11 protein-coding genes, 2 tRNA genes and 1 pseudogene are annotated in these 9910 nt (G+C 74.9%); 5 read left to right on the forward strand and 9 right to left on the reverse strand.

Going from position 1 to position 9910, the window contains the following annotated elements; genetic code table 11:
- Nucleotides 1-190, reverse strand: a pseudogene (locus tag F8274_RS27990) (glycosyltransferase family 1 protein); the annotation flags it as partial.
- A 237-nt stretch (nucleotides 191-427) separates the two neighbouring features.
- Between F8274_RS27990 and F8274_RS27995 the strand changes: the two are divergent.
- The 3 genes from F8274_RS27995 (at nucleotide 428) to F8274_RS28005 (ending at nucleotide 2867) form a co-directional block, all read left to right on the forward strand.
- Nucleotides 428-1426, forward strand: a complete 999-nt coding sequence (locus F8274_RS27995; RefSeq protein ID WP_151465362.1) for an SDR family oxidoreductase — start codon at nucleotides 428-430, stop codon at nucleotides 1424-1426.
- Between the two features lie 59 nt (nucleotides 1427-1485).
- Nucleotides 1486-2214 (forward strand): ATP-binding protein, encoded by a 729-nt coding sequence (locus F8274_RS28000; RefSeq protein ID WP_225854010.1) that lies wholly within the window; start codon nucleotides 1486-1488, stop codon nucleotides 2212-2214.
- 80 nt (nucleotides 2215-2294) lie between these two features.
- Nucleotides 2295-2867: a DUF5709 domain-containing protein gene (locus tag F8274_RS28005; protein WP_151465364.1), complete on the forward strand. Its 573-nt coding sequence runs from the start codon at nucleotides 2295-2297 to the stop codon at nucleotides 2865-2867.
- Nucleotides 2868-2870: 3 nt separating this feature from the next.
- Here F8274_RS28005 and F8274_RS28010 read toward each other — a convergent pair whose 3' ends face one another.
- Both F8274_RS28010 and macS read right to left on the reverse strand, forming a co-directional pair.
- Nucleotides 2871-3503, reverse strand: coding sequence for a response regulator transcription factor (locus tag F8274_RS28010; RefSeq protein ID WP_192580024.1), 633 nt, complete (start codon nucleotides 3501-3503; stop codon nucleotides 2871-2873).
- An 11-nt stretch (nucleotides 3504-3514) separates the two neighbouring features.
- The gene (gene macS / locus F8274_RS28015; RefSeq protein ID WP_151465366.1) at nucleotides 3515-4639 is read right to left on the reverse strand and encodes a MacS family sensor histidine kinase; all 1125 of its coding nucleotides are present in this window, start codon (nucleotides 4637-4639) and stop codon (nucleotides 3515-3517) included.
- A gap of 115 nt (nucleotides 4640-4754) precedes the next feature.
- Between macS and F8274_RS28020 the strand changes: the two genes are divergently transcribed.
- Nucleotides 4755-5219: an ATP-binding protein gene (locus tag F8274_RS28020; protein WP_151465367.1), complete on the forward strand. Its 465-nt coding sequence runs from the start codon at nucleotides 4755-4757 to the stop codon at nucleotides 5217-5219.
- Between the two features lie 21 nt (nucleotides 5220-5240).
- Here F8274_RS28020 and F8274_RS28025 read toward each other — a convergent pair whose 3' ends face one another.
- Nucleotides 5241-6179, reverse strand: coding sequence for a ribose-phosphate pyrophosphokinase (locus tag F8274_RS28025; protein WP_151465368.1), 939 nt, complete (start codon nucleotides 6177-6179; stop codon nucleotides 5241-5243).
- Nucleotides 6180-6233: 54 nt separating this feature from the next.
- Entirely contained in the window at nucleotides 6234-7067 is an 834-nt protein-coding gene (locus tag F8274_RS28030; RefSeq protein WP_151465369.1) for a phosphoribosylaminoimidazolesuccinocarboxamide synthase, read from the reverse strand.
- 137 nt (nucleotides 7068-7204) lie between these two features.
- Between F8274_RS28030 and F8274_RS28035 the strand changes: the two genes are divergently transcribed.
- Nucleotides 7205-8527 (forward strand): ABC transporter substrate-binding protein, encoded by a 1323-nt coding sequence (locus F8274_RS28035; RefSeq protein WP_151465370.1) that lies wholly within the window; start codon nucleotides 7205-7207, stop codon nucleotides 8525-8527.
- A gap of 45 nt (nucleotides 8528-8572) precedes the next feature.
- On the opposite strand, the gene F8274_RS28040 is transcribed toward F8274_RS28035, so the two are convergent.
- The 4 genes from F8274_RS28040 to F8274_RS31455 form a co-directional block, all read right to left on the reverse strand.
- On the reverse strand, nucleotides 8573-8821 hold the full coding sequence (locus F8274_RS28040) for a hypothetical protein (RefSeq protein WP_151465371.1): 249 nt from the start codon (nucleotides 8819-8821) through the stop codon (nucleotides 8573-8575).
- 111 nt (nucleotides 8822-8932) lie between these two features.
- Nucleotides 8933-9006, reverse strand: a tRNA-Met gene (locus F8274_RS28045).
- A 125-nt stretch (nucleotides 9007-9131) separates the two neighbouring features.
- Nucleotides 9132-9205 (reverse strand) — tRNA-Met (locus F8274_RS28050).
- Between the two features lie 50 nt (nucleotides 9206-9255).
- On the reverse strand, nucleotides 9256-9910 hold a 655-nt coding region (locus F8274_RS31455; protein ID WP_192580023.1), incomplete at its 5' end, for a hypothetical protein.

A 9910-nucleotide genomic window follows, 5' to 3' on the forward strand; every position in this document is an offset into this window, starting at 1 on the left:
GGACCCGCTCCAGGTGGTAGCCGTCCAGGTCCACGGACTCCTGGCCGCGCGCGTCGCGGCGCTCGTACACCCGGACGTCGTGGCCCCGTGCGGCGAGTTCGGCCGCCACCCGCGCGATGTGCTGGTGGGTCCCGACGGTGGGACCGTCGACGGACGGGCCGGCGTGCGCGCACACAAGGCCGACGCGCATGGTGCACCTCCATGCGTTCTCGCGAGCGGTGGGTCCTCCGGTCAGAGGGTCCCATTAACCCGGCCCCGGTGCGCCGAAACCTGGCAGATCGGGAGCGGACCGGCGCACCGTCGCACGGATGTGACAGCGCGTGGCCCGGTCGGGTTGGTCACACTCTGCCCCGGGCGGGCGTGCGGCAACCGTGATCCGGGCGACTCCGGCGGCATGACCCGGCCGGACCGGGGGTACGGGCGGAGAATGCCTCTCACCCGCAGCCTCGACGACGCCACCGTCGTGCTCACCGGCGCCTCCAGCGGGATCGGCGCGGCCACCGCGTACGCGCTGGCCCGGCGGGGCGCCGACGTGGTGCTGGCCGCCCGGACCGAGGAGGCGCTGCGCCGGGTCGCCGACCACTGCCGGGAGCTGGGCGGGCGGGCCCTGGTGGTGCCGACCGACGTGACCGACCCGGAGGCCGTGGAGCGGCTCGCGGCGCGGGCGGCGGCCGAGTTCGGGCGGATCGACGCCTGGGTCAACAACGCGGCGGTGGGCACGGTGGGGCTCTTCGACGAGATCCCGGTGACCGAGTTCCGCCGGGTGGTCGAGGTGAACCTGCTGGGCACCGTGCACGGGACCCGGGCGGCGCTGCCCTGGCTCGACGCGGCCGGCGGCGGGGTGCTGGTCAACAACGCCTCGGTGCTGGCCGAGGTGGCCATGCCGTACCAGTCGGCGTACAACGCCACGAAGCACGCCATCCGCGGGTTGGCCGACACGGTCCGGCAGGAGCTGCGGGTCACCGGCCGGGGCCACATCTCGCTCTGCACCGTGCTGCCGGCCAGCATCGACACGCCGTTCTTCCGGCACGCCGCCAACCACACCGGGCGGGAGCTGACCCCGCCCCCACCGGTCTACCCGCCGGACCTGGTGGCCGAGACGATCGTCCGGCTGCTGCGCCGGCCGCGCCGCGAGGCGTACGCCGGGGGCGCGGCCCGGCTCATGGGGCTCCAGTGGCGGCTCGCCCCGGCGCTGGCCGAGCGGGCGCTCGGCTGGTACGCGGCGCGCACCCAGTTCGGCCCGGGCGTACGCCTGGACGCCACCGGCAACGTGTTCCGCGCCGACGCGGCGGCCGAGCGGACCGACGGGTGGCAGGGCCGGCGGGCGCAGCTGATCCGGCTGACGGCGGCGTTCGGGCTGGCGGCGGCCGGCACCGCGGTCGGCACCATGGCGGCGATGAGCCGGCGTTCCCGGACGGACCGCTGATGAGTCCCGCCGACCGGACTGATGCGCGACGGGGGGCCGCCATGCACAATGGGACGATCATGCCGACGGACGTGCGCTGCCTGGTGGAGACCGACGAGTCCTCCGCGGTGGTCCGGCTGACCGGCGTGCTGGATCTGGCCGGGCTGGACGCGGTCCGGGGCGCGCTGCTCGCCCGGCTCTGGCAGCGGCCGGGCGCGACGATCGTCGACCTGTCGCGGGTGCGGATCGCCGATCCGGCGGCCCGGGGCCTCCTCGACGACGTGCACCGCGTCGCCGTCGACTGGCCCGCCGCCGGCCTGCTGGTGTGCGACCCGGCCGGCCAGCCGAACGGCGGTGCGCCGGTCCACCGGTCCCTCGACGCGGCGCAGGCCGCGCTGCGCGAGGCGCCGCTGGCCGCGGTGCTCGGCGCCGATCTGTCCCCCGTAGTGGCGGCGGCCCGGGAGGCGCGGGCGCTGGTCACCGAGGGCTGCGCCCGGTGGGGCGTGCCGGAGTTGGCCGAGCCGGCCTCCATCGCGGTCACCGAGATGGTCAACAACGTGGTGGCGCACGCCGGGACGCCCATGACGGTCCGGGTGGCGCCCCGGGACAGCGCCCTGCACGTGGCGGTCCGGGACCATTCCGCGCGGCGGCCGGCCTACGCCGGGCTGGCCCCGGTCACCTCCACGGGCGGCCGGGGGCTGCTGCTCATCGACACGGTGGCCCGGCGCTGGGGCAGCACCCCGCTTCCGGACGGCAAGGTGGTCTGGTGCGTGCTGCACGCCGACGACGAAGCCGGGCACCGGAACTGACCGCCCTTTTCGCCCCGTTCCTCCCGATCCACCCCGTCGGCTGCGGTTAGTCGGGCGTGCCCAGTGGGTAGTTCCCCGTCATGCGCGACAACGAGTTCCCCACCCCCGTGTCCGACACCGAGGCGGAGGGCCTGCCCGACACCGCCGACGACGACTCGACCGCCAACGACGACGTCCTGACCGGGCGCGAGGCGGACGGGCCGGAGCCGGCCCAGCTGCCCGGCGACCGCACCCCCGTGGCCGTGGACCGCTTCGGCACCACCGCCGAGGAGCAGCTCGACGGCGAGTCGCTGGACTACAAGCTCCAGCGCGAGCAGTACGAGCGACCCGCCGACGACCCGCTGGCCGGCACGGTCGACCCGGACATCGCCGCCGAGGCGGACAGCGAGGAGGCCGCCGCGCAGGCCCAGCTCGACGCCGACGTGATCGACCCGGGCCCGACCTCCGACCCGAACTCCCCGGTCTCCGTCTACGACCACGGCCAGCTCGGCACGGTCGCCGACCACGAGGTGGGCCGGCTGGTCGAGCCGGACGAGGGCGCGCACACCGACCAGGAGACCGACAACGTCGCGTACGACGCCGGAGCGGCCGGTGGCGGGGCGACCGCGGAGGAGCTGGCCATCCACGAGACCCGGCCGCCCGAGGCGAGCTGAGCCTCAGTCGTCGAGGCCCCGCTCGATCGCGTACCGGGTCAGCTCGACCCGGTTGTGCAACTGGAGCTTGCCGAGCGTGTTCTGCACGTGGTTCTGCACCGTCCGGTGGGACAGGCCGAGCCGCTCGGCGATCTGCTTGTACGACAGCCCCTTCGCCACGAGACGCAGCACCTCGGTCTCCCGCTCGGTGAGCCGGGGTGCCTCGTCGTGCGGGGCGGCCGGCGCGGCGGCCAGCCGCCGGTACTCCCCCAGCACCAGCCCGGCCAGGCCCGGGGTGAAGACCGGCTCGCCGGCCGCCGTGCGGCGCACCGCGTCGAGGAACTCGGCCGGCGCGGCCGACTTCAGCAGGTAGCCGGTGGCGCCGGCCTTCACCGCGTCCAGCACGCTCTGCGGCTCGCCGCTGGCCGACAGCATGAGCACCCGCACCTCGGGCAGCACGGCCCGCAGGCCCTGGACCACCTCGACGCCGGAGACGTCCGGCAGTTGCAGGTCGAGCACGACCACGTCGGGGCGGGCCGCCGCGGCCACCCGGACCGCCTGCCGCCCCTCCCCGCTGGTCGCCACCACCAGATGACCGGCCTCGGTGAGGTCGCGGGCCACGCCCTCCCGCCACATCGGGTGGTCGTCGACCACCATCACCCGGATGCTCACCGGTCACCCCTCGGCACGGTCAGCTCGATCTCGGTGCCGGCGCCCGGGGCGGAGACGATCCGCACCTCGCCGCCGAGGTCGGCCACCCGGCCGCGGATCGACTGCGCCACCCCGAGCCGGCCCTGCGCGGCGGCCTCGGCCAGCCGCCCGTCCGGGATGCCCGGCCCCTCGTCGCGTACCGAGACGGTCACCGTCTCCCCCTCGTCCTCGATCAGCACCCAGGCCCGCCCGCCGGCGTGCCGGGCCACGTTGTCCAGCGTCGCCCCGACGGCGGCGGCCAGCTCCCCGGCGACCCGTGCGGGCAGCGGCACGGGGGTGGCCGGCGCGGCCACCTGGACGGTCGTCGAGGCGTACCGGTCGAGCAGGTCGCGCAGGTCCCGGGCGTCGCCGGGGCCGTCCGGCGCGGCGCCCGCCCGGCCGATCAGCGTGCGCAGCGCGGCCTCCTGCTCGCCGGCCAGCCGGGCCAGCTCGGCGGCCTCGCCGTCCAGGTCCGCCCCGCGCCGCCGGACCAGCGCCAGCACCTGGAGCACCGAGTCGTGGATGTCCCGGGCCAGCCGCTCCCGCTCCCGGGTGGCCGCCTCCAGTTCCACCGCCCGCTGCAGCCGCGCCTCGGCCTCCACGGCGAGCCGGGCCACGTGCCCCACCACCACGCCGGCCAGCAGCATGAGGATCACCCCGGTGAGCGAGGACTGACTGATCCGCTCCCGGGTGGCCAGGTCGGCCCCGCCGAGCACCAGCGCGGCCACCGCGCCGCGCCGCCGGCCGCCGGAGACCGCCCAGGCCAGCACCGGCCCGGCCAGCCAGACGACGGTCAGGGTGGGCACGCCGGCCGCGAGCGCCGCGCGGCCGACCACCCACGGCGTGGCCAGCATGATCGCCAGCACCACGCCGAGGTCGGCCAGCAGCAGCGGCCAGCGCCGTCCGGCCGGGCGCGCGTAGCCGGCCGTGGTCGCCCCGGACCAGGCCAGCATCCCCAGGAGTACGCCGCCGGCGGCGACCGGGTGGGCGTAGCGGTCGGCGTCGCGGAGCACCAGCACACTCACGTACGCCAGCGAGGCGAAGCGGAACACCGCGATGGACCGCCAGAGCGGAACCTCCAGGCCACCCGGGGACGACGGCATGCCGGACACCCTGCCACAGACGTGCACGGGCGGGCCGTGAGGTGCGGCGCGAGAAACCCTGACGTACGGTGGAAATGCCGCGAAAATGACCGCACGCCAGCGCCGGGACAGGGCCATGACAAACGCAGAACCCCCCGCACCGCGTACGGTTGTGCCCATCGAACCTTCCCTCCTCATCGCCGAGGCCTTCGACCAGGCCCAGGTGACCGCGCTACGGCACTCGGTCACCTCGTGCTCGCACGCGGCGGGGTTGACCGGGCAACGGCTGGACGACTTCGTGCTGGCGGTCAACGAGCTGATCACCAACGCGGTCCGGCACGGCGGCGGCCAGGGCCGGCTGCGGCTGTGGCGCCGCCCCGCCGAGCTGGTCTGCGAGGTCGCCGACCACGGCCAGGGGATCAGCGTGCGGCGGCTCAGCGAGCGCGCCCGGCCGGCCCCGGACACGGCCGGCGGCTGGGGGCTCTGGCTGGCCCGGGAGCTGAGCGACACCATGGCGGTGGAGACCGGCGAGGCCGGCACCATCGTCCGGATCACCGCGGCGCTGGCCGCCCAGCCCGTCACCCGCCCGACCGACGACTGACCGGGCGGGCCGCGCGCGGGCTCAGCCGAAGAGGGCGCTCACCGACTCGCCGTTGTGGATCCGCCGCATCGCCTCGGCCAGGGCCGGCGCCACCGACAGGACCTCCAGCTTCGGCACCCGCTTCTCCTCCGGGATCGGCACCGTGTTGGTGCAGACGACCTCCAGCACCCCGTCCTGCTCGCTCAGCCGCTTGAGCGCGCCGCTGGAGAAGAGGCCGTGGGTGCAGGCCAGCCGGATCGAGCGCACTTGCCGCTCGCGCAGGTGGCTCATCAGCTCGACCACCGTGCTGCCCTTGGCGATCTCGTCGTCCAGCACGATCACGTCCCGGTCCGCCACGTCACCGATGATCGTGCTGATCTGCACCCGGTCGTCGCTGTACCGCTGCTTCGCCCCGGCCGCCACCGGGGTGCCGAGCATCCGGGCGAACGCCGCCGCCTCCTTGGCGTTGCCCAGGTCCGGCGAGACCACCACGGTGTTGCTCAGGTCGCGGCCCCTGAAGTGGGCGGCCAGCTCGCGCAGCGCGTGCAGGTGGTCCACCGGCACGCTGAAGAAGCCGTGCACCTGCGGCGAGTGCAGGGTCATGGCGAGCACCCGGTGCGCGCCGGCCGAGGTGAGCAGGTCGGCGACCAGGCGGCCGCCGATGGAGATGCGCGGGGCGTCCTTCTTGTCCGACCGCGCGTACGCGTAGTGCGGCAGCACCACGGTGATCCGGCCGGCGGACGCGCCGCGGGCCGCGTCGATCATGAGCAGCAGCTCGACCAGGTGCTCCTGCACCGGTGGCACCAGCGGCTGGATGAGGAAGACGTCGCGCTCCCGGCAGTTCGCCTGCAACTGCACCTCCAGGCAGTCGTTGGCGAACCGGGACACGCGCACCGGGTGCAGGGGAACGTCGAGGTGGGCACAGATCTCGGCGGCGAGGTCCGGGTGGGCGGTCCCGCTGAACACGGCAATGTCACGCACGTCTGCCGATCGTACGGGTGGACCGGGGCGCGGCGGTGGACCCTCCCGCGTGCCTCAGGCCCAGCGGTTGCCGGTGAGCTTCTCGTAGACCTCGACGTAGCGGGCCCGGGTCGCCTCGACCACCTCCGCGGGCACCTCGGGGGCCGGCGGCTGCCGGTCCCAGCCGCCGGCGGTGGCCCAGTCGCGCACGTACTGCTTGTCGAAGGAGAACTGGGCGCGGCCCGGCTGGTAGGACTCGGCCGGCCAGAACCGGGACGAGTCGGACGTGAGCAGCTCGTCGGCGAGGACGAGGGTGCCGTCCGGCGCCCACCCCAGCTCGATCTTGGTATCGGCGATCAGGATGCCCCGGTCGGCGGCGATCTCCGCACCCCGCCGGTAGACGTCGATGGTGATCTGCCGCAGCCGCTCGGCGGTCTCCGCGCCCACCTTGTCGACCACCTCGGCGTAGGTGATCGGCTCGTCGTGCTCGCCCTTGGGCGCCTTGGTCGACGGGGTGAAGATCGGCTCGGGCAGGATCGACGCCTCCACCAGGCCGCGGGGCAGCTCGACGCCGGAGACCGCGCCCGTGCGCCGGTACTCGGCGAAGCCGCCCCCGGTGAGGTAGCCCCGGGCGACGCACTCGACGGGGACCATGTCCAGCCGCCGGCAGCGGATCGACCGGCCGGCGAACTCCGCGGGCACGTCGGTGGCCGAGATGACGTGGTTCGGCACCAGGTCGGCCAGCTGCTCGAACCACCACAGCGACAGCGCGGTGAGCAGGCGGCCCTTGTCCGGGATCGGGGTCGGCAGCGCCACGTCGTAGATGGAGACGCGGTCGGAGGCGACCAGGATGAGGTCTTCGCCGTCGGCGTAGACGTCCCGAACCTTGCCCGAGTGCAGAAGTTCCACGGCGCTAGTACACCATGCGTGACGGCGACGCCCGGCCCGGCCACCGGCCGTCCCGTTCCCACCCGCGTTGACACCCGAGCCCGGGGACTGTGTAAATGATCCGTCCGCAGCAGCCGCCCGCACCCCGGGAGAGACCCGTGCGCGCACCGCAGTCCGTACCCCGTCCCGGCATCGGCCGGCGGCGGCTGCTCGGCGCGCTGACCGGGCTGCCGCTGCTCGCCGGCGGGCTGGCCGGCTGCGGCCCGGAGGAGGAGGGAACCCCGGTCGAGGACGGCCCGATCGAGCTGTCGGTGTTCTGGTGGGGCGGGACCCGGCGGGCCGAGGCCACCGAGAAGGCCCTGCGCCTCTACTCGCAGCAGAACCCGCGGGTGAGCTTCCGGGTGACCTGGCAGGGGCTCAGCGGCTACTACGACCGGCTGGCCACCCAGGCCACCGGGGGCAACGTGCCCGACCTGTTCCAGATCGACGACACCCTGCTCACCGAGTACGCCCGCCGGCAGATCGTCCTCGACCTCAGCGCCTGGGTCGCCGACCACCGGCTCGACCTGCGCGACCTGCCCGAGCACCTGGCCCGGTACGGCCGGGTGGACGAGCGGACCGTGGCGGTGCCCGCCGCGCAGACCAGCGCCGCGCTGGTCTACAACCGCGACCTGCTGCGCCGCCTGGGGCTGCCCGAGCCGCACACCGGCATGTCCTGGCGGGAGTACGCGCGGTGGGCCGCCCGCGTCACCCGCACGTCCGGCAACCGGGTGGCCGGCACCATGGACCCGTCCGGCGACTACCGGGCGCTGTGGCTCTGGCTGCGCGGCCAGGGCGGCGAGCTGTACCAGGGGCGGCAGCTCGGCTTCAGCTCCGGGGAGCTGCTCGACTGGTTCGAGTTCTGGGAGGTCGCCCGTTACGACCGGGCCACCCCCAGCGCCGCGCTGGTCGAGCAGGCCGACAGCGGCGAGCTGGCCCGCCAGCTCGTGGTCACCGGGCACGCGGCCGCGTCGTTCGCCTGGTCGCACCAGCTGCCGGAGCTGCAACGGCTCACCGACGACGAGCTGGGCCTGGCGGCCTTCCCGGGCCCGCCGGCCGCGCAGTGGCCCCGGGCGTCGATGTACTGGGCCGCCTACCGGGGCAGCCGCCACCCGGGCGTGGTGGTCGACGTGATCAACTTCCTCACCACCAACGTGGCCGCGGGCCGGATCCTCGGCATCGAGCGCGGCCTGAACGCCGCCGCGCCGGTCCGCACCTACGTCGTCGACGGCGTGACCGACCGCACCGAGAAGCGGGTGGTGGCCCTCGGCGCCGAGCTGGACGAGCTGGCCGGGCCGGCGCCCGCGCCACCGCCCAAGGGGCACGCCAAGGTGCGTAACCTGCTCATCGACGCGGCCGAGAGCATCCGCGCCAAGCGCTCGGGCGCCCGGACGGCGACCTCGCGGTTCATGGCGCAGGCGACCGCCGCCCTGGCCGAGTGAAGGCCGCCCGCCGCGCCCAGAGGCGCGGCGGGCGGACCGGTTCCGTCAGCGCGGCGGGCCGCCGCGCCGGCCACGCATGAGGCGCAGCACCAGCAGCACGATCACCACGACCACCACCAGGCAGCAGAGCAGCCCGAGGAAGCCGAAGCCGCCCCGGGACCGCCGCCGGGCGGCCTCCACCACCAGCTCGCCCGTACCCGTGGAGGCCCAGGCCGCGACCGGCACGAACACCGAGAGCACGACCGCACCGAGGACCGCGCTGAGGCGGCCCCACCATCTGTTCCAACCAGACATGCACCCATCCTCGCCGAGAAGTGCAACCGCGGCAGGACGGACGGGCCGGATCACGTCGCCCGGAGAAAGCGAAAGGCCCCGGAGTTCCCTCCGGGGCCTTTCGTGAACGAGTAGCGGGGACAGGATTTGAACCTGCGACCTCTGGGTTATGAGCCCAGCGAGCTACCGAGCTGCTCCACCCCGCGTCGGCTCGTACAGCCTATCTCATGTCCGCCGTGGAGATCAGCCGGGTTACCCGATCCGCCGCGCCGGGCCGCGCCCGGCATGACGAAGGGCCCCGGAGTGAACTCCGGGGCCCTTCGTGAACGAGTAGCGGGGACAGGATTTGAACCTGCGACCTCTGGGTTATGAGCCCAGCGAGCTACCGAGCTGCTCCACCCCGCGTCGGCTCGTTAACCGTAGCGTACGGGCCCCACGAGGCGCAAAACGGGCCGTCAGGCCAGCCACCTCCGGATCGCCTCGACCGCCCGGCGGCTGTCCGCGTCGAACTGGGCGCGCTCGGTCGAGGTTCCCTCCCAACCCTGCTCCCAGACCACGGTGACCACGTCACCGGAGCGGACCGCGCGGACCAGGTGGACCTCGTCGCCGCCGGTCGGGTCGCCGTTGACGTCCCGGGACAGCGTCCGGGTCTCGAACAGCACCGACTCGTCGCCGTACCCGGTGTCGCGGAGCAGTCGCTGGCGCTGCGTCACCCCCGACGTGTCCGGGACCGGCTGCTCGGGGCAGTCCCGCACGGCCGTCCGCAGCGCGGCCAGCGCGTCGTCGGCCCGCCCGGCACGGTAGACGGTGATGCTGTGCCGGTAGCTGCCGTCCGGGACGTACCCCTTCGGGGTGCCGGTCAATTTGAAGGCCAGGCTGCGGGCGCGGCGCGTGACCGTCCCCGCCTCACCGGGCCTGGCGCCGCAGAGCGCCGGCAGCACCGGTCCCGGGATGAACTCGTCGCCGATGCCGGTGTCGTTGGCGGCGGCCAGGGTGAAGAACGCCCGGTCCGGGATGCTCGTCGGGCCGGCGTCCGGCGGCCGGCCGCTCGTCTTCGGCGGCGCCTCCGGGGTACGCGCGGAGGGCGCCGGGGAGGTGCGGCTCGGCAGC

This window comes from Micromonospora sp. AMSO31t (genome assembly GCF_008868175.1).
Lineage (GTDB): Bacteria > Actinomycetota > Actinomycetes > Mycobacteriales > Micromonosporaceae > Micromonospora.

Bases quoted from the DNA above. Each gene is read 5' to 3' on its own strand.
- F8274_RS27995 (WP_151465362.1), top strand. From the start codon at position 428: ATGCCTCTCACCCGCAGCCTCGACGACGCCACCGTCGTGCTCACCGGC.
- F8274_RS28000 (WP_225854010.1), top strand. From the start codon at position 1,486: ATGCCGACGGACGTGCGCTGCCTGGTGGAGACCGACGAGTCCTCCGCG.
- F8274_RS28005 (WP_151465364.1), top strand. From the start codon at position 2,295: ATGCGCGACAACGAGTTCCCCACCCCCGTGTCCGACACCGAGGCGGAG.
- F8274_RS28010 (WP_192580024.1), bottom strand. From the start codon at position 3,503: ATGGTGGTCGACGACCACCCGATGTGGCGGGAGGGCGTGGCCCGCGAC.
- macS (WP_151465366.1), bottom strand. From the start codon at position 4,639: ATGCCGTCGTCCCCGGGTGGCCTGGAGGTTCCGCTCTGGCGGTCCATC.
- F8274_RS28020 (WP_151465367.1), top strand. From the start codon at position 4,755: ATGACAAACGCAGAACCCCCCGCACCGCGTACGGTTGTGCCCATCGAA.
- F8274_RS28040 (WP_151465371.1), bottom strand. From the start codon at position 8,821: ATGTCTGGTTGGAACAGATGGTGGGGCCGCCTCAGCGCGGTCCTCGGT.